Source organism: Paenirhodobacter huangdaonensis (assembly GCF_004022465.1).
Taxonomy (GTDB): Bacteria; Pseudomonadota; Alphaproteobacteria; order Rhodobacterales; family Rhodobacteraceae; genus Rhodobacter; species Rhodobacter huangdaonensis.
On the sequence record NZ_SAVA01000002.1, the window covers coordinates 64,619 to 85,958 of the forward strand.

At 70.2% G+C, this 21,340-nt stretch carries 18 protein-coding genes; 16 read left to right on the forward strand and 2 right to left on the reverse strand.

Features of this window, described 5'->3' with window-relative positions; genetic code table 11:
- Positions 1 to 17 precede the first annotated feature (17 nt).
- The 4 genes from EOW66_RS03385 to murD all read left to right on the forward strand — a co-directional run bounded on the left by EOW66_RS03385 (position 18) and on the right by murD (position 5,784).
- Positions 18 to 1,505 (forward strand): UDP-N-acetylmuramoyl-L-alanyl-D-glutamate--2,6-diaminopimelate ligase, encoded by a 1,488-nt coding sequence (locus EOW66_RS03385; protein WP_128154874.1) that lies wholly within the window; start codon positions 18 to 20, stop codon positions 1,503 to 1,505.
- 1 nt (position 1,506) lies between these two features.
- Positions 1,507 to 2,958: a UDP-N-acetylmuramoyl-tripeptide--D-alanyl-D-alanine ligase gene (locus tag EOW66_RS03390; protein ID WP_128154876.1), complete on the forward strand. Its 1,452-nt coding sequence runs from the start codon at positions 1,507 to 1,509 to the stop codon at positions 2,956 to 2,958.
- Complete coding sequence (gene mraY, locus EOW66_RS03395) at positions 2,958 to 4,040, forward strand: phospho-N-acetylmuramoyl-pentapeptide-transferase (RefSeq protein ID WP_113900080.1); 1,083 nt, start codon at positions 2,958 to 2,960, stop codon at positions 4,038 to 4,040. The genes EOW66_RS03390 and mraY overlap by 1 nt, the downstream gene beginning before the upstream one ends.
- A gap of 343 nt (positions 4,041 to 4,383) precedes the next feature.
- Positions 4,384 to 5,784 (forward strand): UDP-N-acetylmuramoyl-L-alanine--D-glutamate ligase, encoded by a 1,401-nt coding sequence (murD, locus tag EOW66_RS03400; protein ID WP_128154878.1) that lies wholly within the window; start codon positions 4,384 to 4,386, stop codon positions 5,782 to 5,784.
- Positions 5,785 to 5,789: 5 nt separating this feature from the next.
- Here the strand turns inward: murD and chrA are convergent, their stop codons facing one another.
- Together chrA and EOW66_RS03410 are read right to left on the reverse strand one after the other, a co-directional pair.
- Positions 5,790 to 6,887 carry a chromate efflux transporter gene (chrA, locus tag EOW66_RS03405; protein WP_239017482.1) on the reverse strand — a complete coding sequence of 366 codons (1,098 nt, stop codon included), beginning with the start codon at positions 6,885 to 6,887 and terminating at the stop codon, positions 5,790 to 5,792.
- A complete protein-coding gene (locus tag EOW66_RS03410) occupies positions 6,884 to 7,813 on the reverse strand; it encodes an L-lactate dehydrogenase (RefSeq protein ID WP_128154882.1) in 930 nt (309 codons plus the stop codon). Before EOW66_RS03410 ends, chrA begins: the two co-directional genes overlap by 4 nt.
- Positions 7,814 to 8,004: 191 nt before the next feature.
- Here EOW66_RS03410 and ftsW point away from each other — a divergent pair, with 191 nt between their 5' ends.
- The 12 genes from ftsW to lpxC all read left to right on the forward strand — a co-directional run bounded on the left by ftsW (position 8,005) and on the right by lpxC (position 21,209).
- The gene (ftsW, locus tag EOW66_RS03415) at positions 8,005 to 9,168 is read left to right on the forward strand and encodes a putative lipid II flippase FtsW (RefSeq protein WP_113900076.1); all 1,164 of its coding nucleotides are present in this window, start codon (positions 8,005 to 8,007) and stop codon (positions 9,166 to 9,168) included.
- Positions 9,169 to 9,179: 11 nt separating this feature from the next.
- A complete protein-coding gene (locus EOW66_RS03420) occupies positions 9,180 to 10,283 on the forward strand; it encodes a UDP-N-acetylglucosamine--N-acetylmuramyl-(pentapeptide) pyrophosphoryl-undecaprenol N-acetylglucosamine transferase (protein ID WP_128154883.1) in 1,104 nt (367 codons plus the stop codon).
- Complete coding sequence (murC, locus tag EOW66_RS03425) at positions 10,280 to 11,704, forward strand: UDP-N-acetylmuramate--L-alanine ligase (protein WP_128154885.1); 1,425 nt, start codon at positions 10,280 to 10,282, stop codon at positions 11,702 to 11,704. The genes EOW66_RS03420 and murC overlap by 4 nt, the downstream gene beginning before the upstream one ends.
- Position 11,705: 1 nt before the next feature.
- Positions 11,706 to 12,890 (forward strand): APC family permease, encoded by a 1,185-nt coding sequence (locus EOW66_RS03430; RefSeq protein WP_128154887.1) that lies wholly within the window; start codon positions 11,706 to 11,708, stop codon positions 12,888 to 12,890.
- The gene (locus EOW66_RS03435) at positions 12,887 to 13,141 is read left to right on the forward strand and encodes a DUF2484 family protein (protein ID WP_128154888.1); all 255 of its coding nucleotides are present in this window, start codon (positions 12,887 to 12,889) and stop codon (positions 13,139 to 13,141) included. The genes EOW66_RS03430 and EOW66_RS03435 overlap by 4 nt, the downstream gene beginning before the upstream one ends.
- Positions 13,142 to 13,203: 62 nt before the next feature.
- Positions 13,204 to 14,034, forward strand: coding sequence for a transglutaminase family protein (locus EOW66_RS03440; RefSeq protein WP_128154889.1), 831 nt, complete (start codon positions 13,204 to 13,206; stop codon positions 14,032 to 14,034).
- Positions 14,035 to 14,073: 39 nt separating this feature from the next.
- Positions 14,074 to 15,000, forward strand: coding sequence for a UDP-N-acetylmuramate dehydrogenase (gene murB / locus EOW66_RS03445; protein WP_128154891.1), 927 nt, complete (start codon positions 14,074 to 14,076; stop codon positions 14,998 to 15,000).
- Between the two features lie 70 nt (positions 15,001 to 15,070).
- Positions 15,071 to 15,985 carry a D-alanine--D-alanine ligase gene (locus EOW66_RS03450; RefSeq protein WP_128154892.1) on the forward strand — a complete coding sequence of 305 codons (915 nt, stop codon included), beginning with the start codon at positions 15,071 to 15,073 and terminating at the stop codon, positions 15,983 to 15,985.
- Complete coding sequence (locus EOW66_RS03455; protein WP_128154894.1) at positions 15,973 to 16,920, forward strand: cell division protein FtsQ/DivIB; 948 nt, start codon at positions 15,973 to 15,975, stop codon at positions 16,918 to 16,920. Before EOW66_RS03450 ends, EOW66_RS03455 begins: the two co-directional genes overlap by 13 nt.
- On the forward strand, positions 16,917 to 18,251 hold the full coding sequence (gene ftsA, locus EOW66_RS03460) for a cell division protein FtsA (RefSeq protein WP_128154895.1): 1,335 nt from the start codon (positions 16,917 to 16,919) through the stop codon (positions 18,249 to 18,251). The genes EOW66_RS03455 and ftsA overlap by 4 nt, the downstream gene beginning before the upstream one ends.
- A gap of 213 nt (positions 18,252 to 18,464) precedes the next feature.
- Positions 18,465 to 20,072 (forward strand): cell division protein FtsZ, encoded by a 1,608-nt coding sequence (ftsZ, locus tag EOW66_RS03465; protein ID WP_128154897.1) that lies wholly within the window; start codon positions 18,465 to 18,467, stop codon positions 20,070 to 20,072.
- 216 nt (positions 20,073 to 20,288) lie between these two features.
- Entirely contained in the window at positions 20,289 to 21,209 is a 921-nt protein-coding gene (gene lpxC / locus EOW66_RS03470) for a UDP-3-O-acyl-N-acetylglucosamine deacetylase (RefSeq protein WP_113900065.1), read from the forward strand.
- The last annotated feature ends 131 nt before the right edge of the window (positions 21,210 to 21,340 follow it).

Consider the following 21,340-nt stretch of genomic DNA (forward strand, 5'->3'; position numbering starts at 1 on the left):
TTGAAGGGGCACAGGATATGGGCGAAGCAGTCACGAAAGCCCTGAGCGATCTCGGCCTGACCGCCCGGCACGGCGAGGATGTCGCCGTCACCGGCCTGTCCGTCGACAGCCGCCAGGTCAGGCCCGGCCATCTCTTCGCGGCGCTGCCCGGGGTGAAGGCGCATGGCGCGACCTTCCTGCCCGCGGCGCTCGAACGCGGCGCGGTGGCGGTGCTGACCGACCGCGCCGGCGAAGAGATCGCGCGGCCGCTGCTCGTGGGCTCCTCGGTCGCGCTGGTGGTGGTCGAGGACCCGCGCCAGAGCCTTGCCTATGCCGCCGCGCTGTGGTTCGGCGCGCAGCCCGCGACGGTGGTCGCGGTGACCGGCACGAACGGCAAGACCTCGGTCGCCACCTTCACCCGGCAGATCTGGCAGGCGCTCGGGTTCGAGGCGGCGAATATCGGCACCACCGGCGTCGAGGGCAGCTTCACCGCGCCCTCCGCCCATACCACGCCCGAGCCGATCACCCTGCACCGGCTGCTGGCCGAGATGGCGGCGGCGGGGGTCGATTACGCGGCGATGGAGGCGTCCTCCCACGGGCTGGCGCAGCGCCGGCTCGACGGGGTGCAGCTTTCGGCCGCGGCCTTCACCAATTTCACTCAGGATCACCTCGATTACCACGCCACCTTCGAGGAGTATTTCGCCGCGAAGGCGGGGCTCTTCACCCGGGTTCTGCCCGAGGATGGCGTCGCGGTGTTGAACACCGACGACCCGAAGGGGCTCGAACTTTTCGACTATGCGGTCGCGCGCGGCCAGCAGGTGATCCGCGTCGGCCGCGATGCCAGCTGCGAGATGCGCCTTGGCGGGCAACGTTTCGACGCCGCGGGGCAGGACGTGCGCTTCATCTGGGAAGACGCGCCGCAGCTCGTCCGCCTGCCGCTGATCGGCGGTTTCCAGGCGATGAACGCGCTCACCGCCGCGGCGCTGGTGATCGCCTGCGGCGCGGAGCCGGCCGAGGTCTTTGCTGCGCTGCCGAAGCTCACCACCGTGCGCGGGCGGATGCAGCTTGCCGCGACGCGGGCGAACGGCGCCACCGTCTTCGTCGATTACGCCCATACCCCCGACGCGGTCGAGACTGCGCTGAAGGCGCTGCGCCCGCATGTGCTGGGCCGGCTGGTGGCGATCGTCGGGGCGGGCGGCGACCGCGACCGCACGAAGCGGCCGCTGATGGGCCGCGCCGCCACCGCCTTTGCCGACCACGTCATCGTCACCGACGACAACCCCCGCACCGAGGACCCGGCCACGATCCGCGCCGCGGTGATGGAGGGCGCGGGGCCCGAGGCGCAGGAGGTCGGCGACCGCGCCGAGGCAATCTTGCGCGGGGTCGATGCGCTCGGCCCGGGGGATGCGCTTCTCATCATGGGCAAGGGGCACGAGCGGGGTCAGGTGATCGGCACCGACATCTTCCCCTTCGACGATGCCGAGCAGGCCTCGATCGCGGTCGCGGCGCTCGATGGAAAGATCTGACATGGCTGTTCTGTGGACCTCTGCCGATGCCGCCGCGGCGACCGGCGGGCGGGCGACGCGCCCCTTTGCCGTCACCGGCATCTCGATTGACACCCGCACGATCCGGCCGGGCGAGCTGTTCGTCGCGCTGAAGGACGTGCGCGACGGCCATGACTTCGTGCGCGACGCGCTCGCCCGCGGTGCCGCCGCGGCGCTTGTCAGCCGCATCCCCGAGGGCTGCAGCGACAGCGACCCGTTGCTGCTGGTCGAGGACGTGCTCACCGCGCTCGAGGCGCTTGGCCGGGCCGGGCGGGCGCGCACCCGGGCGCGGGTGATCGCCGTCACCGGCTCGGTCGGCAAGACCTCGTCGAAGGAGATGCTGCGCGCCGTGCTGAGCGCACAGGGCCGCGTCCATGCCGCCGAGGCAAGCTTCAACAACCACTGGGGCGTGCCGATCACCCTTGCCCGGATGCCGGCCGAGGCCGATTTCGCGGTGATCGAGATCGGCATGAACCACCCCGGCGAGATCGCGCCGCTCGCGCGCATGGCGCGCCCGCATGCAGCGATGATCACCACCGTCGCGCCGGCGCATCTCGAGGCCTTCGAGTCGGTCGAGGGCATCGCGCGGGAAAAGGCCGCGATCTTCGAGGGGCTCGAGCCGGGCGGCACCGCGGTTGTGCCGACCGGGCTGCCGGTGACGCCGATCCTGCTTGCGGCCGCAAAGGCCCATGCCGCGCGGGTCGTCACCTTCGGCCCCGCGGCGGGGTCGGACTATCGCCTGCTCACGGCCCGCATCGCGGGCGATGCGACGATCGTGCAGGCCGAGGCGAAGGGGCAGCCGCTGCTCTTCAAGGTGATGACCCCGGGCGCGCATTTCGCCGCGAACGCGCTTGGCGTGCTGGCGCTCGCCGAGGCCGTGGGCGCGGACCCCGCGGTCGCCGCGCTCGATCTCGGCACCTGGAGCCCGCCCGCCGGGCGCGGCACCCGCGAGCGGGTCTATCTCGACATCACCGACGAGGCGCAGAGCTTCGATCTGTTCGACGATGCCTTCAACGCCAACCCCGCCTCGATGGCGGCGGCGCTCGATGTGCTGGCGGCGACCGCGCCGCGCGACGGCATCGGCCGGGTGGCGCACGGGCGGCGGGTGGCGATTCTCGGCGACATGCTGGAGCTTGGCCCCGAGGAGCTGAAGCTGCACGCCGCCATCGCGCGGCTGCCGGCGATGGCGGCGGTCGACATCGTGCATTGCGCCGGCGTGCGGATGCGCGCGCTGTGGCAGGCGCTGCCGCAGGCGAAGCGCGGCGAATGGCTCGAGACCGCGGCGGCGCTTGCCGATCGCGCGCCGCATCTCGTCGACGCGGGCGACGTGGTGCTGGTGAAGGGATCGAAGGGATCGAAGGTCAGCCTCGTCGTCGGGGCGCTGAAGAAACTCGGCCAGCCCGGCGCGGCCGAGGCGTTCAAGGGAAAAGAATAATGCTGTATTGGCTTGCCCACCTGTCGAGCGGGGGCGATCTGTTCAACCTGTTTCGCTACATCACTTTCCGCGCGGGCGGTGCCTTCTTCACCGCGCTGATCTTCGGCTTTCTGTTCGGCCGGCCGCTGATCGACATGCTGCGCCGCAAGCAGGGCAAGGGCCAGCCGATCCGCACCGACGGGCCGGCGACGCATTTCGCCAAGGCCGGCACGCCGACGATGGGGGGACTGCTGATCCTCTCGGCGCTGCTCGTCTCGACACTGCTCTGGGCGCGGCTCGACAACGGCTATATCTGGATCACCCTCGGCGTGACCTATGGCTATGCGCTGATCGGCTTCGCTGACGATTACGCCAAGGTGACGAAGCAGAACGTCAAGGGCGTCAGCTCGCGCACCCGGATGATCCTCGGGCTGCTGCTTGCGGCCGTGGCCGGCGCCGCTGCCGCCTGGATGCACCCGCCCGAGCTGACCAACCAGCTTGCCCTGCCGGTGTTCAAGGATGCGCTGATCAACCTCGGCCTGTTCTTCGTGCCGTTCTCGATGCTGGTGATCGTCGGCGCGGCGAATGCGGTGAACCTGACCGATGGGCTCGACGGGCTCGCGATCATGCCGGTGATGATCGCCGCGGGCACGCTTGGCGCCATCGCCTATGTCGTCGGCCGTGCCGACTTCACCCAGTATCTGGGCGTGCATTTCGTGCCCGGCACCGGCGAGATCCTGGTCTTCACCGCGGCGCTGATCGGCGGCGGCCTGGGCTTTCTGTGGTACAACGCCCCGCCTGCGGCAGTGTTCATGGGCGACACCGGCTCGCTTGCGCTTGGCGGCGCGCTTGGCGCCATCGCGGTCTGCACCAAGCACGAGCTGGTGCTGGCCATCGTCGGCGGCCTCTTCGTGGTCGAGGCGATGTCGGTGATCATCCAGGTCGCCTATTTCAAGCGCACCGGCAAGCGGGTGTTCCTGATGGCGCCGATCCACCACCATTTCGAGAAGAAGGGCTGGGGCGAGGCGCAGATCGTCATCCGCTTCTGGATCATCTCGCTCATCCTCGCGCTGATCGGCCTTGCCACGCTGAAGATCCGCTGAGCGCACCACCGCCGCAAACCGCTTCCCGCCTGCTGCATGACGCGGCAGGCGGGTTCGTTTTCGCGGGGCCGTTCCGGTGTCGGAAAGGCCTTTTCGAAAACGGGAACGCGGTGGCGCAAACCAGAGGCGTTGTTGCCGGGCGAGGACAGGCCGGCCGAACGAGGCGCCGCGGCGCGGGGCAGGGGGGCGCTGCCCCCCTCTTTGCCCTGCGGGCAAATTCACCCCCCGAGGTATTTTCGCCAAGATGAATGCAGGGGAAGGGTCTTTCCCTTTCGCCTTGCTTCAAATACCTCACGGGGGTGCGGGGGTGTGAAACCCCCGCGTCCGACGCGAGGAAAAGCAGATGATTCCGGTTCAGGGATACGAGGGGCACAAGGTCGCGGTTCTGGGGCTCGGGCGGTCCGGGCTTGCCACGGCGGCGGCGCTGAAAGCGGGGGGCGCGGTGCCGGTGCTGTGGGATGACAGCCCCGAGGCGCGGGCGAAGGCCGAGGCGGCGGGCTGGAGTTGCACCGACCTTGGCCGCGAGGGCGCCTTCGAGGGGATCTCGGCGCTGATCACCTCGCCGGGCATTCCGCATCTCTATCCGAAGATGAACCCGGTGATCGCGCAGGCGATGGCCGAGGGGATCCCGGTCGACAATGACATCGGGCTGTTCTTCCGCTCCTGGGCGACGCAGGACTGGGACAGTTTCGATGTGACGCCGCGCACGGTCTGCGTCACCGGCTCGAACGGCAAGTCGACGACCACGGCGCTCATTCACCACATCCTCGAACAGGCGGGCCGGCCGACGCAGATGGCGGGCAACATCGGGCGCGGCGTGCTCGACCTCGAGCCGGCGATCGACGGCGAGGTGGTGGTGCTCGAGCTTTCGAGCTATCAGACTGACCTCGCCCGCGCGCTGACCCCCGACATCGCGGTCTTCACCAATCTCTCGCCCGACCACCTCGACCGCCACGCCGGCTATGGCGGCTATTTCGCGGCCAAGCGCCGGCTTTTTGCCGAGGGCGGGCCGGATCGCGCGGTGATCGGCGTCGATGAACCCGAAGGCGTCTATCTGGCCAATCAGATGGCGAGTTCGCGCGAGGATGACCGGGTGATCCGGGTCTCCTCGGCGCAAAAGCTCGGCGATTTCGGCTGGTCGGTCTTTGCCCGCAAGGGCTTCCTGACGGAGTGGCGCAAGGGCCGGCAGGTGGCCTCGATCGACCTGCGCGAGGTCACCGGCCTGCCCGGCGCGCACAACCACCAGAACGCCTGCGCGGCCTATGCCGCCTGTCGCGCGCTCGGCCTTGCGCCGCGGGTGATCGAGGCGGCCTTCCACAGCTTTGCGGGCCTGCCGCACCGCTCGCAGACCGTCGCGGAAAAGCGCGGCGTGCGCTATGTGAACGACAGCAAGGCGACGAATGTCGACAGCGCCGCGAAGGCGCTCGAGGCCTTCCCGAACATCCGCTGGATCGCGGGCGGGCTCGGCAAGGAAGGCGGTGTCGCCGCGCTGCGTCCGCTGCTCGGTGCGGTGAAGAAGGCCTATTTCATCGGCCATTCGGGGCGCGACTTCGCGCTGGAGCTTGCCCCGCTCGAACACGAGATCTGCGAGACGATGGAGGCGGCGGTGGCGCGCGCGGCGACCGAGGCGGAGCCGGGCGACACCGTGCTGCTGGCGCCGGCCGCGGCGAGCTTCGATCAGTACAAGAGCTTCGAGAAGCGGGGCGAGCATTTCGCCGCACTGGTCGCGGCGCTGCCGGACTGAGGCCGCTAGAGCAGCGCCGCGCCCAGTCCCGCCCCCAGCCCGACCAGGGCCACGGGCGGCAGCCGGGTGCCGAAGGCGAGCGCCAGAAGCAGCGCGGCAATCCCTGCCGCGCGGCCGTCGTGCAGCCCGGCGGGCAGGATCTGGGTGAGGAAGGCGGCGGCGAGCACGCCGACCACCGCGGCATTCACCGCCGCCACCGCGCCGCGCGCGCGCCCGTTCGCGCCGATCCGTGACCAGAGCGGCAGGGCGAGCGCGTAAAGCGCGAAGCCCGGGGCGAAGATTGCCGCCGTGGCGATCAGCGCGCCGCCGATCCCGCCCGTCGCCGCGCCGAGATAGCTCGCAAAGGTGAACAGCGGGCCGGGCATCGCCTGCGCAAGGCCATAGCCGGCGAGGAAGGTCTCGGCCTCGACGCCGGGCAGCGCCTCGCGCAGGAGCGGCAGCACCACATGGCCGCCGCCGAAGACGAGCGCGCCCGCGCCGAGATAGGGGCGGGCGAAGGGCAGGGCGGCAAGCAGCAGGCAGGCAAGCGCCAGCACCGGGCCAAGGGCGCGGCCGCGCTCGGTCATCCGCGCCGGGGCGGCGGCGGGCATCGGCCGGGTGGCGCCGAACGCAGCGGCCAGCGCGATCACGCCGATCTGCAGCGCTGCGGCGGGCAGCGCGAGCAGCGCCGCGCAGGCTGCGAGCGCCAGCAGCCGGCGCGTGGTGTCGGGGCAAAGGCTGCGCGCCATGCCCCACAGCGCCTGTGCCACCACCGCGAGGGCGACGAGCTTGAGCCCGGCGATCGCGCCCGCCGCGACACCGCCCGGCAATGCCTGCGCCGACAGCCCGGCGAGCGTCATCAGCAGCGCCGAGGGCAGGGTGAAGCCGAGGAAGGCCGCAAGTGCGCCGGCCACCCCGCCGCGGTGCAGCCCGATCGCGAGGCCGAGCTGCGACGAGGCCGGTCCTGGCAGGAATTGCGCCAGCGCCAGCCGCTCGGCGAAGTCGGCCTCGCCCAGCCAGCCGCGGCGCAGCACGAACTCGGTGCGGAAATAGCCGATATGCGCGGTCGGGCCGCCGAAACTGGTCAGGCCAAGGCGCAGGAAGGCGCCGAAGATTTCGCTCACCACAGCCCCTGCGTGCTTTCCTTCAGCACCTCGGCCGAGGCGCGCAGCGCCGCGGTCTCGGTCTCGCTCATCTCGGGCATCAGCGTCGCACTGACGCCCTTGCGGCCGACGACGCGCGGCAGGCTCAGCGCGATGTCGGGCACGCCCTCGACCTCGGGCGCCACGATCGAGACCGAGAGCACCGCGCCCTGATCGTCGCGGATCGCCTGCACGATGCGCGCAAGCCCCGCGCCGATGCCATACCAGGTGGCGCCCTTGCCCTCGATGATGCGGTAGGCGGCGCGGCGCACGCCCGCGTCGATGCGCGCGCGCACCGCCTCGGTGATCGGCGCGCCAAGCTGGGCGCCGAAGCGGGCGACGGGTTCGGTGCCGGCCCGCGCCGAGGACCAGGCCAGCACCTCGCTGTCGCCATGCTCGCCCAGCACATAGGCATGCACCGATTGCGGCGCGATGCCGAGATGGGCGCCAAGGAGGCTGCGGAAGCGCGCGGTGTCGAGGATGGTGCCCGAGCCGATCACCCGCTCGGGCGGCAGGCCCGAGGCGCGCAGCGCGACCTGGGTCATGATGTCCACGGGGTTCGAGGCGACGAGCAGCATCGCCCCGGGGGCGGCGGCACGCACGCCGCCGATCACGCTCGCGAAGACCTCGGCATTGCGGCTGAGCAGGCTGAGCCGGCTCTCGCCCGGCTTCTGCGCGACGCCGGCGGAGAGGATCACCACCTCGGCGCCCTCGAGCGCGTCATACTCGCCCGCGCTCAGCCGGCAGGGATGGGCGAAGGGCACGGCATGGCTGATGTCCTCGGCCTGGGCCTGTGCCAGCGCTGCATTGCGGTCGACGAAGACCACCTCGCTTGCCCCGCCCCGCAGGGCGAGTGCCGATCCGGCGGCCGAGCCCACCATTCCCGCGCCCACGATCCCGACTTTCATTGCCGCCTCCGTCCGTCGATGTTCGCGCTATCATGGCACAGTGCGGCGGCGCGGCAAAGGCGGCGCGGCAGTGTGCCGCCATCCTTGCGCGTTCGGGCCACGTTCCCCTAGGCAGCCGCGTGGCAATGCGCTAGACTCCTCGCCAGACCCGGAAAAACGGGCGTGTTCGAGGCAGTGACGGCGGTAGGCCCATGACAGAGATGGTGTTCGGCACCGTGCCCGTTCGGGCAGGTGAACCTGTTCTTCCGCGCTGGTGGCGCACGATCGACAAATGGGCGCTCTCGGCGATCCTGATGCTGTTCGGCGTCGGCATGCTGCTCGGTCTCGCGGCCTCGGTGCCGCTGGCGGAAAAGAACGGGCTCGAACCCTTCTACTACGTCAAGCGACAGGCGTTCTTCGGCTCGCTCGGCATTATCGCCATGCTGCTCATTTCGATGCTGAGCCCGACCCAGGTCCGCCGCATCGGGGTGATCGGCTTCTTCTTCGCCTTCCTCGCGATCCTGGCGCTGCCGGTGATCGGCACCGATTTCGGCAAGGGCGCGGTGCGCTGGATCTCCTTCGGCTTCGCCTCGGTGCAGCCCTCCGAGTTCCTCAAGCCCGGCTTCGTCATCATCGCCGCCTGGTTCATGGCCGCGGCGCATGAGGTCGCGGGCCCGCCCGGCCGGCTCTATTCCTTCCTGCTCACCGTCTTCATCGTGGTGCTGCTGGCGCTGCAGCCCGACTTCGGTCAGGCCTCGCTGGTCCTCTTCAGCTGGATGGTGATGTATTTCATCGCCGGCGCGCCGATCTTCCTGCTCACCGCCATCGCCGGGCTGACCGCGGCGGGCGGGCTTTTCGCCTATAACATGTCCGAGCACTTCGCCCGTCGTATCAACGGCTTCCTGAGCACCGAGATCGACCCGCGCACGCAGATCGGCTATGCCACGAACGCGATCCAGGAGGGCGGCTTCTTCGGCGTCGGCGTCGGCGAGGGCACGGTGAAATGGTCGCTGCCCGATGCGCACACCGACTTCATCATCGCCGTCGCGGCGGAGGAATACGGCCTGATCCTGGTGATGATCATCATCGCGCTTTATGCGATCGTCGTCGTGCGCTCGCTTCTGCGGCTGATGCGCGAGCGCGACCCCTTCACCCGGCTGGCGGGCTCGGGGCTTGCCTGCGCCTTCGGCGTGCAGGCGCTGATCAACATGGGCGTCGCGGTGCGGCTGCTGCCGGCGAAGGGGATGACCTTGCCCTTCGTCAGCTATGGCGGCTCGTCGGTGATCGCCTCGGGCATCGCGCTTGGCTTCCTGCTGGCGCTCACCCGCACCCGGCCGCAGGGCGAGATCTCCGACATCCTCGCCCGCCGCAAGTGAAGGAGGCCGCCATGGCCGCTCCGAAAGCCCCGCTTCTGCTGATCGCCGCGGGCGGCACCGGCGGACACATGTTCCCGGCGCAGGCACTGGCCGAGGCGATGGTGCGCCGCGGCTGGCGGGTCAAGCTGTCGACGGATGCACGCGGCGCGCGCTATACCGGCGGTTTCCCGCATGTCGTCCATGTCGAGGAAGTGGCCTCGGCGACCTTCGCGCGGGGCGGGGCGCTGGCGAAACTCGCCGTGCCGTTCCGCATCCTTGGCGGCATCTTCACCGCGATCCGGCACGATCTGGCCGACCGCCCGGCCGCGGTGGTGGGCTTTGGCGGCTATCCGACGATCCCCGCGCTCAGTGCCGCCTGGCTGTTGCGCGTGCCGCGCGCGATCCACGAGCAGAACGGCGTGATGGGGCGGGTGAACCGGATCTTTGCCGGCCATGTCGACGCCTTCGCCTGCGGCACCTGGCCCACCGATCTGCCGCCCGGCGTGGCGGGGGTGCACACCGGCAACCCGGTGCGCGCCGCGATCATCGAATGCGCCGCCGCCCCCTACACCCCGCCCGGCGAGGGGCCGCTTTCGGTGCTGGTGATCGGCGGATCGCAAGGCGCCCGGGTGCTTTCGGATGTCGTCCCCGCGGCGCTTGCGTCGCTGCCCGCGCCGCTGCGCGGCCGGCTGCGCATTGCCCATCAGGCCCGCCCCGAGGACATGGAGCGCGTCACCGCGGCCTATGCCGCAGCCGGCATCGCTGCCGAGGTCGAGCCCTTCTTCAAGGACGTGCCGCGCCGGCTGGCCGAGTGCCAGCTTGTGATCTCGCGCTCGGGTGCCTCGTCGGTTGCCGATATCTCGGTGATCGGGCGCCCGGCGATCCTGATCCCCTATGCCGCCGCCACCGGCGATCACCAGACGGCAAATGCCCGCGGCCTGACCGAGGCCGGCGCCGCCATCCTGGTGCCCGAGGCACAGGCCACGGCCGACAGCATCGCGGCCCAGGTCGTGCTGGTGCTGGACAATCCCGAGGGTGCGGTGCAGATGGCGCGGGCCGCGCTCGGCTACGGTATCCCCGATGCCACCGGGCGGCTGGTCGAAATCGTCGAGAAACTTGCAGGACAACCGAAATGAGCGCTGCCGCCACGAAACTTCCCGGGGAACTGGGCCCGATCCACTTCATCGGCATCGGCGGCATCGGCATGTCGGGGATCGCCGAAGTGCTGATGACGCTCGGCTACAAGGTGCAGGGCTCGGATGCGAAGGCCTCGAAGATCACCGACCGGCTGGTCGAGCTGGGCGCCACCTTCCACGAAGGCCAGCGCGCCGAGAACATCACCGACGACGTCGCGGTGGTGGTGATCTCCTCGGCAATCAAGAAGGGCAACCCCGAGCTCGAGGAGGCGCGCCGGCGCAAGCTGCCGGTGGTGCGCCGCGCCGAGATGCTGGCCGAGCTGATGCGGCTCAAGTCGAACATCGCGGTCGCCGGCACCCATGGCAAGACCACGACCACGACGATGGTGGCGACGCTGCTCGACAAGGGCGGCTTCGATCCGACCGTCATCAACGGCGGCATCATCCACGCTTACGGCTCGAACGCGCGGGCGGGCGAGGGCGAGTGGATGGTGGTCGAGGCCGATGAATCCGACGGCTCGTTCAACCGGCTGCCGGCGACCATCGCGATCGTCACCAACATCGATCCCGAGCACATGGAGCACTGGGGCACGATCGAGAACCTGCGCCAGGGCTTTTACGACTTCGTCACCAACATCCCGTTCTACGGCATGGCGGTGTGCTGCACCGACCACCCCGAGGTGCAGGCCCTCGTCGGCCGCGTCACCGACCGCCGCGTCACCACCTTCGGCTTCAACGCCCAGGCCGATGTGCGCGCGGTCAACCTCAGCTTCTCGGAAGGCCGGGCGCATTTCGACGTTCTGCTGCAAAACGAGGGGGCCGAGGCGAAGATCGAGGGCTGCTCGCTGCCGATGCCGGGCAACCACAACGTCTCGAACAGCCTTGCCGCGATTGCGGTGGCGCGCCACCTCGGCATGAAGAAGGACGAGATCCGCGCGGCGCTCGCCCAGTTCGGCGGCGTCAACCGGCGCTTCACCAAGGTCGGCGAGGTGCTGGGCGGCGTCACCATCATCGACGATTACGGCCATCACCCGGTCGAGATTGCCGCGGTGCTGAAGGCGGCACGGCAATATGTGTCGGGCACGCCGGGCGCGCGGGTGATCGCGGCGCATCAGCCGCACCGCTTCTCGCGCCTGCACAGCCTGTTCGACGATTTCTGCACCTGCTTCAATGAGGCCGATGTGGTGGCGATCGCCGATGTCTATGCCGCGGGCGAGGATCCGATCCCGGGCGCCACGCGCGACGATCTTGTGGCCGGGCTGATCCGTCACGGCCACCGTCACGCCCGCGCCCTCTTCAACGAAGAGGATCTCGCGCGGCTGGTGAAAGAGCAGGCGCGGCCCGGCGATATCGTCGTCTGCCTTGGCGCCGGCACGATCTCGGCCTGGGCGAATAACCTGCCCAATATCCTCGGCGCCTGAGATGGCGCAGGACGGGGAGCTGAAGCGTCGCCTCGGCCCCGTCCTGCTGACCGCCTATGGCGTGGGCGTCATGGTCGGCGCCGGCATCTATGTGCTGGTCGGCGCCGTGGCGGGCCATGCGGGCGGCTGGACGCCGCTTGCCTTCGTGCTTGCCGGGCTGATCGCCGCGCCCTCCGCACTCTCCTATGCCGAGCTCTCCACCCGTCTGCCCGAGGCCGCGGGCGAGGTCGCCTATGTCGAGGCGGGGCTCGCCTCGCGCGCGCTTGGCGTTCTGGTCGGGCTTGCCATCGTGCTCTCGGGGGTGATCTCGGCCGCGGCGGTGCTGCGCGGCGGGGTCGGTTATCTGACCCTGCTGCTGCCGCTGCCCCCGGCGCCGCTGATCTTTGCCCTCGGCCTCTCGCTGACGGTGATCGCGCTCTGGGGCGTGCTCGAGTCGATCGGCTTTGCCGCGATCCTGACGGTGATCGAGGTCGCGGGGCTGCTGTTGGTGATCTGGGCCGGGGCGAGCGCCCCCGCCGCGCCCGGGATCGCCGCCGCGGTGCCCTGGTCGGGGATTGCCGCGGGGGCGGCGCTCGCCTTCTTCGCCTTCATCGGCTTCGAGGACATCGTGAACATGGCCGAGGAGGTGCGTGACCCGACCCGCACCCTGCCGCGCGCGATCCTGGCGGCGCTCGTCATCACCACGCTCCTCTATGTCGCGGTCTCGGCCGCCGCGGTCCATGCCGTGGCGCCGGCCGATCTGGCACGGTCGGAAAGCCCGCTTGCCGAGGTCTGGGCCAGGGCGTCGGCGCCGCGGGCGCTGTTGCCGGCGATTGCGGTCGCTGCAGCGCTGAACGGGGTGCTGGCGCAGGTCGTGATGGCGGCGCGGGTGCTTTACGGCCTCGGCCGGCGGCTGCCGGTGCTCGGCGTCTTCCGCCATACCCACCCGCGGCTTGGCACGCCGGTGGCGGCGACACTGCTGGCCGGCGGGCTGATGCTGGTCGCGGCGCTCGCGCTGCCGGTCGCGGCGCTGGCGCAGCTCACCACCACCGTGCTGCTGTGCGTCTTCGTGCTGGTGAACCTCGCGCTGATCGGGCTGAAGCGGCGGGCACCCGCCGCGCCGTTCCGGGTGCCGATGGCGGTGCCGGTCTTCGGCGCGCTCGCCTCGGGCGCGGCGCTTGCCGCCTCCTTCGCGGGGCTGACATGAGCGCCTCGCTGATTGCCGCCTGCCTCTGGGCGCTGATTGCCACGCTGATCGGGCTTGCGCCGCGGCGCTTTCACTGGCCGGGCGGCATTGCGCTGATCGTCACCGGCATGCCGCTTCTGGTCAGGGTTTTCGTGAATGACGGGCCGGTCGTCGGCGGGCTGCTGCTCGCCGCGCAGGCCTCGGTGCTGCGCTGGCCGCTGCGCTTTCTCCTTCGCCGTCTGCTCCGCATCGGAGGCAAGGCCGGGGGCTGAGCACGGCACTGGTGCGCGCAGGCCTTGCGGCCTATCCTGCCCGGGCAAGGCAGGAGGCCCCGATGCGCTTCACCGTTCGTCATCTCACCCGCTACGGCTATTCCGCGCCGGTCCGGCTCGGCCCGCAACGGCTGCGGCTGAGCCCGCGCCCGGAGGGGGTGACGCTGCATGCGGCCGAGATCACGGTGACGCCGGCGCCGGTGACCCGGGTCGACCGCACCGACGCCTGGGGCAACCCGCTGACCCGGCTGACCTTCGGCCGCAGGACCCGCGAGCTGGTGATCGAGAGCCGCTTCACCCTCGACACCCATGCGCCTGCGCCGCTGGCCGAGGCACTGCCGGGGCTGCCCTGGGCCGCGCCTGCGGCCTCGGCCTTCCTGCCGTCCGAGCCCATCGACCCCGAGGTCGCGGCCTTCGCCGCCAGCCTTGCCGCCGCCACCTGCGGCCGGGCCGAGGACTTTCTTGCCGCGCTGAACGAGACGCTCTTCACCCGCACCGACCGCCATATCCGCCTGACCGGCAATGCCCAGACCCCGGCCGAGACGCTGGCGACGGCGAAGGGGGCCTGCCGCGACCTGACCATGCTGTTCATCGCCGCGGCGCGGGCGCAGGGGATCCCGGCGCGCTTCGTCTCGGGCTATCAGGCGCAGGCCGAGAGCATCGACGGCCGGCGCCATCTGCATGCCTGGCCCGAGGTGCTGCTGCCGGGGCAGGGCTGGCGCGGCTATGACCCGACGCATGGGCTTGAGGTGACGGATGGCCATGTGGCGCTGTGTGTCGCGCCGGGGCAGGCGGGGACGCTGCCGCTCGAGGGCGGGTTCCGCGGGCAGGAGGTGACGACCACGCTCGACTACGAGGTGGTGATCGACACCACCGGCGGAGCTCCGGACTGAGCTCTTGCCCGGCTGCCGGCGCCGGGCTAAGCGGGGGTCATGGACAGCATCGCCTATACCCCGCGCGGCACGCTCAGCCGCAACCGCCCGCTTGCCGATCTCACCTGGCTGCGCGTCGGCGGCCCGGCCGACTGGTTCTTCCAGCCCGCCGATGCCGAGGACCTCGCGGCCTTGCTGGCCGCGTTGCCGGCCGGGGTGGCGGTCTTCCCGATGGGCGTGGGCTCGAACCTGATCGTGCGCGACGGCGGCATCCGGGCGGTGGTGATCCGCCTTGGCCGCGGCTTCAACGCGATCGAGGTGCAGACCGGCGAGGGCCGGGTGCGGGCGGGCGCCGCGGCGCTGGATGCCCATGTCGCGCGGCGTGCGGCCGAGGCGGGGCTCGACCTGACCTTCCTGCGCACCATCCCGGGCTCGATCGGCGGTGCGGTGCGGATGAATGCGGGCTGCTATGGCAGCTATACCGCCGACCATCTGATCGAGGTCGAGGCGGTGCTGCGCACGGGCGAGCGCGTGGTGATCCCGGCGGCCGATCTGCACCTTGCCTATCGCTCGAGCACGCTGCCCGAGGGCGCGGTGCTGACCGCGGCCACCTTCCGCGCTGAACGGGGCGAGCCCGCGGCGCTCGAGGCGCGGATGGCCGAGCAGATCGCGAAGCGCGACGCCAGCCAGCCGACGAAGGAGCGCTCGGCCGGCTCGACCTTCCGCAACCCGGCGGGGTTCTCCTCGACCGGGCGGGCCGACGACGTGCACGACCTGAAGGCCTGGAAGGTGATCGACGAGGCCGGCATGCGCGGGGCGCGCCGCGGTGGCGCGCAGATGAGCGCGATGCACTCGAATTTCCTGATCAACACCGGCGGCGCCACGGCACAAGATCTAGAGGGGCTGGGCGAGGACGTGCGCAAAAAGGTTTTGCAGACGCAGGGAATTTCGCTAGAGTGGGAAATCATGCGCGTCGGCGAATATTGATCCGCGGCGCGCAGTCGTAGCGAAAATTATTCCACGGGGGCAAACCCCGGGAGAGGCGAAAGTGGCGGGCATGTCGAGCAGGGCATCCCACCTTGTGGCGGTCTTGATGGGTGGACCTTCCGCGGAGCGGGAGGTGTCCCTGTCGAGCGGGCGCGAATGCGCCAAGGCGCTCAGGGTGGCGGGATTCGAGGTCATCGAGATCGACGCGGGGCCGGATCTGCCGGCGCAGCTGGCCGCCGCCAGGCCCGATTGCGTGTTCAACGCGCTGCATGGCCGCTGGGGCGAGGATGGCTGCGTTCAGGGCCTGCTCGAATGGCTGCGTCTGCCCTATACCCATTCGGGCGTGCTGGCCTCGGCGCTGGCGATGGACAAGACCCGCTCGAAGGCCGCCTATCGCGCCGCCGGCCTGCCGGTGGTGGAAAGCGTTCTGGCGACGAAGGCCGAGGTCTGCGTGCGCCACGTGCTGCCCGTGCCCTATGTGGTCAAGCCCAACAACGAGGGCTCCTCGGTCGGCGTCTACATCGTCACCGAAGGCTCGAACGGGCCGCCGCAGCTTTCCGCCGCGATGCCCGAGACGGTGATGGTCGAGACCTATGCGCCGGGCCGCGAGCTGACCTGCTCGGTGATGGAGGATCACGCCCTTGCGGTGACTGAGATCATCACCACCGGCTGGTATGACTACAATGCCAAATATGCCGAAGGCGGTTCGCGCCATGTCTGCCCGGCCGGGCTGCCCGAGGACGTGTTCCGCGCCTGCCAGGACTATGCCCTGCGTGCGCACCGGGCGCTTGGCTGCCGCGGCCTGTCGCGCACCGATTTCCGCTGGGACGACAGCCGCGGCGTCGCGGGGGTCGTGCTGCTCGAGACCAATACCCAGCCCGGGATGACGCCGACCTCGCTTGCCCCCGAACAGGCGGCGGCCGAGGGGATCAGCTTCCCCGAGCTCTGCCGCTGGATGGTGGAGGGGGCCTCATGCGATCGCTGAAGGCGGAACCGCGCTACCTGCTGCAGGCCGGCCAGCGCCGGGTGTCGGTGAAGCCGCGCGCCGGCGGGATGCGGCGCGATCCGGCGCCCTCGCGCCTCGCCTTCCGGCTGCAGCGGCTGTGGCTGACCCCCTTCGTGCGCGCCTTCACCCGGATCGGTGTGCCGGTCTTCGCCGTCACCCTCGGGCTCGGGCTCTGGCTTGGCGACGAGGGGCGGCGGGCCGATGCGATGGCGCAGCTCGAGGACATCAAGCTCTCGATCCAGAACCGGCCCGAGTTCCGGGTCTCGACCCTGACCGTCGAAGGCGCGAGCCCCGAGGTCGAACAGGCGGTGCGCGCGATGCTGCCGGTTCAGCTTCCGGCTTCGCGCTTTGCCATCGACCTCGGCGCCTATCACGACACCATCGCCCGTCTTGATGCGGTGAAGGACGTGTCGCTGATCGTGCGCACCGGCGGCGCGCTCGATGTCAAGGTGACCGAGCGCGAGCCGGTGATCCTGTGGCGCACGCCCTCGGGGATCGAGATGCTCGACGAGATCGGGCACCGCACCGCCTCGCTGACCCGCCGCGACGCGCGCCCCGACCTGCCGCTGATCGCGGGGGAGGGGGCGGACGAGGCCGTGCCCGAGGCGCTGCTGATCCTGGCCGCGGCGAAACCGATCCTGCCGCGCGCGCGCGGTCTGGTGCGGATGGGCGAGCGGCGGTGGGATCTGGTCCTCGACCGGGATCAGCGCATCCTGCTGCCCGAGGAGAACCCGGTGCAGGCGGTCGAGCGGGTTCTCGCCCTCGATGCCGCCGAAGACCTGCTGAGCCGCGATTTCACCCGGCTCGACATGCGCAATGCCGAGCGCCCGACGATCCGGCTCAGCGCCCCGGCGCTGGCCCAGTACCAGGCGATCAGCGCCGGCGCGCTGAACAGTGTGAAGGTGTCCCAATGACCGATTTCTACCAGGCCCAGCGGGCGATGCGGAACATGCGCAAGGCGGCACTGCAGCGCGGGGTGATCGCTCTTCTCGACATCGGTTCCTCGAAGATCGCCTGCCTCGTGCTGCGCTTCGACAATGACGATGCGGCGCGCGACGCCGAGGGGGTCGGGTCCCTCGCCGGGCAGTCGAGCTTCCGCGTCATCGGCGCCGCCACCACCCGCTCGCGCGGCGTGCGCTTTGGCGAGATCGACGCGATGGCCGAGACCGAGCGCGCGATCCGCACCGCGGTGCAGGCGGCGCAGAAGATGGCCAACACCCGCGTCGACCATGTCATCGCCTGCTTCTCGGGCGCCGTGCCGCGCAGCTATGGCCTGGCCGGCGAGGTCGAGGTGATGGGGGCGCAGGTGGACGAGCAGGATCTCGCCCGCGTGCTGGCCTCCTGCGACATGCCCGACATCGGGGCGGGCCGCGAGGTGCTGCATGCCCATCCGGTCAATTTCGCCCTCGATCACCGGTCGGGGCTGAATGATCCGCGCGGCCATGTCGGTGCGCGGCTCGCGGTCGACATGCACCTGCTCAGCGTCGATGCGGCGGCGGTGCAGAACCTGATCTATTGCATCCGGCGCTGCGATCTCGAACTCGCGGGGATCGCCTCCTCGGCCTATGTCTCGGGGATGAGCTCGCTCGTCGAGGACGAGCAGGAGCTCGGTTCGGCCTGCATCGACATGGGCGGCGGCGCCACCGCGGTGTCGATCTTCATGAAGAAGCACATGATCTTTGCCGATGCGGTGCGGATGGGCGGCGATCACGTCACCCGCGACATCGCCGCGGGGCTGCAGGTGCCGATGGCCACGGCCGAGCGGATCAAGACCTTCCACGGCGGCGTGGTAGCGACCGGGATGGACGACCGCGAGATGATCGAGCTGGCCGGCAACTCGGGCGACTGGGAAAAGGACCGTCGCCGCGTCAGCCGTGCCGAGCTGATCGGCATCATGCGGCCGCGCGTCGAGGAGATCCTCGAGGAGGTGCGGGCGCTTCTGGATGTCGCGGGCTTCGACCACCTGCCGAGCCAGCAGATCGTGCTGACCGGCGGCGCCAGCCAGATCCCCGGCCTCGACGGGCTGGCGGCACGCATCCTCGGCCAGAACGTGCGTCTCGGCCGGCCCCTGCGGGTGCAGGGGCTGCCGCAGGCCGCGACCGGCTCGGGCTTTTCCTCGGTCGTCGGGCTCGCGCTTTTCGCCGCGCATCCGCAGGACGAATGGTGGGATTTCGAGATCCCGGCCGAGAAGCTGGGCGGCCGGTCGTTCCGGCGCGCGCTGCGCTGGTTCCGCGACAACTGGTGAAACGCAAGGGCCGGGGCTGGTCCGATTCGTTTTCCACCAGATGCAGAGGTATGCGCGAAATACCGCTGAACGGGCGCGGCTGCGCTCCAGATTTTGTGCTTCCCCTGTGTTTTTTGAGTGACGTTTCTCGGATTCGCAGATAAAACTAAGGGAATTACGGGGACGTTTCGGCCGGGGACAGGGCCGATCAGCACAAAACACAGGCGGAAACCCATGACCTTGAATCTGATGATGTCGGATCACGAAGACCTCAAGCCGCGGATCACCGTGTTCGGCGTCGGTGGTGCGGGCGGCAACGCGGTCAACAACATGATCGAGAAGCAGCTCGACGGGGTCGAGTTTGTCGTGGCCAACACCGATGCGCAGGCGCTGCAGCAGTCGCGGTCGCAGGCGCGGGTGCAGATGGGCCTGAAGGCGACCGAGGGGCTGGGCGCGGGGGCGCGTCCCTCCGTCGGCGCCGCCGCCGCCGAGGAAAGCATCGAGGCGATCGTCGACCATCTCGCCGGTGCCCACATGTGCTTCATCACCGCCGGCATGGGCGGTGGCACCGGCACCGGCGCCGCGCCGATCATCGCGCAGGCCGCCCGCGAGCTTGGCGTGCTGACCGTGGGTGTGGTGACCAAGCCGTTCCAGTTCGAGGGCGCGAAGCGGATGCGTCAGGCCGAGCAGGGCATCGAGGCGCTGCAGAAGGTCGTCGACACCCTGATCATCATCCCGAACCAGAACCTGTTCCGTCTGGCGAACGAGCGCACCACCTTCACCGAAGCCTTCGCGATGGCCGACGACGTGCTCTACCAGGGCGTGAAGGGCATCTCCGACCTGATGGTCCGCCCCGGCCTGATCAACCTCGACTTCGCCGACGTCCGCTCGGTGATGGACGAGATGGGCAAGGCGATGATGGGCACCGGCGACGCCTCGGGCGACGACCGTGCGATTCAGGCCGCCGAGAAGGCGATCGCCAACCCGCTGCTTGACGAGATCTCGCTCAAGGGCGCCAAGGGCGTGCTGATCAACATCACCGGCGGCTATGACCTGACGCTGTTCGAACTCGACGAAGCCGCGAACCGGATCCGCGAAGAGGTCGATCCGGACGCCAACATCATCGTCGGCTCGACCCTCGATCCGGACATGGAAGGGATGATGCGGGTTTCGGTCGTCGCGACCGGGATCGACGCCGCCCCGGCCGCCGTCGAGGTGCCGGTGCCGCGCCGCACCATGGCCGAGCCGCTGAAGTCGGGTCATAACGAGCCGGCCGCCGCGCCGGCCGCCGCCGCGCATCATGTGGCGCCGCAGCCGGCACCGCAGGCCGCGCCCGAGCGCAACCTCTTCGACGCGCCCGCCGCCCCGGCGCCGCAGCCCGCCACGCGCGAGGTCTCGGACGAGCTGCCGCCGCCTGCCTACCAGCCGCGCGCCGCCGCCGCACCGGCCCGCGAGCTGCATGTCGAGGAAGACGCGGGCTCCTTCGTCGCGCCGCGTCCGCGCGCGCCCGGCACGCCCTCGCCCGAGGCGCTGGCCCGGCTGCAGGCTGCGGTGAACAAGGCCCCGTCGCAGCCCGGCCAGGCCCGTCCCGCGGCGCCGCAGATGGGCGCCGGCCGTGCGCCGATGCCGCAGCCGGCCGCCGAGAAGCCGCGCTTCGGCATCAACTCGCTGATCAACCGGATGACCGGCCATGCCGCCGAGCCGCAGGCCCCGCAGCACGCGCCGCAGCCGCAGCAGGCCTATCGCCCCGCCGCCCCGCAGCGTCCGAGCTACGAGGAAGAGGCCGAACACGATCAGGACCGCATCGAGATCCCCGCGTTCCTGCGGCGTCAGGCGAACTGACGAGTTCACAAATCACGCAGGAAAGAGCCGGGGAAACCCGGCTCTTTTCTTTTTGTATTCAAGCCTTTGAGCGGCATTCGGCGAGGATTTGCCGCGCCGCCGCAGCAATGTTTCAGTTTGTTGCAAAGAGTGAATTGTGATGTCGCCCGGTCTTGCCTAACTGACACTTGCAGGCCCCGGCATGGACCGGAGCTGCACTGTGAACAGGAGACGCTCGTGCAGACGACCTTGGCAAATCCGGTGACCTTTGACGGCGTGGGCCTGCACTCGGGGGCCCCGGTGCACATGGTGCTGCGTCCGGCGCCGGCGGGCACGGGCATCGTCTTCCACCGCACCGATGTGACTGACCGCAACCCGCGCGTTCCGGCGCGGTGGGACACTGTCACCCCGTCGAAACTCTGCACGCTGATCGAGAACGCGGACGGCGTCTCGGTTTCGACCATTGAACATGTCATGGCGGCGCTTGCGGGCCTTGGCATCCGCAATGCGCTGATCGACATCGACGGCCCCGAGGTTCCGATCCTCGACGGCTCCTCGGCGCCCTTCGTGCGCGCGATCCGCCGCGCCGGGCTGCGCTCGCTGCCCGGGCCGGTGCAGGCGATCCGCATCCTGCGTCCGGTCGAGGTGCGCGAGGGCGAGGCCGTGGCGCGGCTGGAACCGGCTGCCGAATTCGAGATCGACTTCACCATCGACTTCACCGATGCCGCGATCGGCCATCAGGAAAAACGGCTGAAGATGGCGAATGGCGCCTTCGTGCGCGAGCTGATGGACAGCCGCACCTTCTGCCGTCAGGCCGATGTCGATTACATGCAGTCGCACGGGCTTGCCCTTGGCGGCACCTACGAGAATGCGGTGGTCATCGACGGCGACAAGGTGCTCAGCCCCGGCGGGCTGCGTCACGAGGACGAGGCGGTGCGCCACAAGATGCTCGACGCCATGGGCGACCTCGCGCTGGCCGACGCGCCGATCGTCGGGCGCTATGTCGGCACGCGCTCGGGCCATGCGATGACCAACCGTCTGCTGCGGGCGCTCTTTGCCGACCGCACCGCCTGGATCTGGGAAGACTGCACTCCCGCTCAGGTCCACAGCCTGCCCGGCGCAGGCGTTTGCCGGCCGGTTGCGGTGGCTGCGCGCTGAGCTTGGCGGCGATGCGCGCGCAGGGGTCCTCCGGCGCGAAAGGCGTTTTGCGCCCCGGATTTTTCTGTGCTAGGAGGAGCGAAGCAGCCGCCCCGTGGGGCGGGCTTGGCAGGGCACCGGGGCAGGAACTC

Excerpts from the sequence above, each read along its gene's own strand:
- EOW66_RS03385 (WP_128154874.1), top strand. The coding sequence starts at position 18 with ATGGGCGAAGCAGTCACGAAAGCCCTGAGCGATCTCGGCCTGACCGCC.
- EOW66_RS03390 (WP_128154876.1), top strand. The coding sequence starts at position 1,507 with ATGGCTGTTCTGTGGACCTCTGCCGATGCCGCCGCGGCGACCGGCGGG.
- mraY (WP_113900080.1), top strand. The coding sequence starts at position 2,958 with ATGCTGTATTGGCTTGCCCACCTGTCGAGCGGGGGCGATCTGTTCAAC.
- murD (WP_128154878.1), top strand. The coding sequence starts at position 4,384 with ATGATTCCGGTTCAGGGATACGAGGGGCACAAGGTCGCGGTTCTGGGG.
- EOW66_RS03410 (WP_128154882.1), bottom strand. The coding sequence starts at position 7,813 with ATGAAAGTCGGGATCGTGGGCGCGGGAATGGTGGGCTCGGCCGCCGGA.
- ftsW (WP_113900076.1), top strand. The coding sequence starts at position 8,005 with ATGACAGAGATGGTGTTCGGCACCGTGCCCGTTCGGGCAGGTGAACCT.
- EOW66_RS03420 (WP_128154883.1), top strand. The coding sequence starts at position 9,180 with ATGGCCGCTCCGAAAGCCCCGCTTCTGCTGATCGCCGCGGGCGGCACC.
- murC (WP_128154885.1), top strand. The coding sequence starts at position 10,280 with ATGAGCGCTGCCGCCACGAAACTTCCCGGGGAACTGGGCCCGATCCAC.
- EOW66_RS03430 (WP_128154887.1), top strand. The coding sequence starts at position 11,706 with ATGGCGCAGGACGGGGAGCTGAAGCGTCGCCTCGGCCCCGTCCTGCTG.
- EOW66_RS03435 (WP_128154888.1), top strand. The coding sequence starts at position 12,887 with ATGAGCGCCTCGCTGATTGCCGCCTGCCTCTGGGCGCTGATTGCCACG.
- EOW66_RS03440 (WP_128154889.1), top strand. The coding sequence starts at position 13,204 with ATGCGCTTCACCGTTCGTCATCTCACCCGCTACGGCTATTCCGCGCCG.
- murB (WP_128154891.1), top strand. The coding sequence starts at position 14,074 with ATGGACAGCATCGCCTATACCCCGCGCGGCACGCTCAGCCGCAACCGC.
- EOW66_RS03450 (WP_128154892.1), top strand. The coding sequence starts at position 15,071 with ATGTCGAGCAGGGCATCCCACCTTGTGGCGGTCTTGATGGGTGGACCT.
- EOW66_RS03455 (WP_128154894.1), top strand. The coding sequence starts at position 15,973 with ATGCGATCGCTGAAGGCGGAACCGCGCTACCTGCTGCAGGCCGGCCAG.
- ftsA (WP_128154895.1), top strand. The coding sequence starts at position 16,917 with ATGACCGATTTCTACCAGGCCCAGCGGGCGATGCGGAACATGCGCAAG.
- ftsZ (WP_128154897.1), top strand. The coding sequence starts at position 18,465 with ATGACCTTGAATCTGATGATGTCGGATCACGAAGACCTCAAGCCGCGG.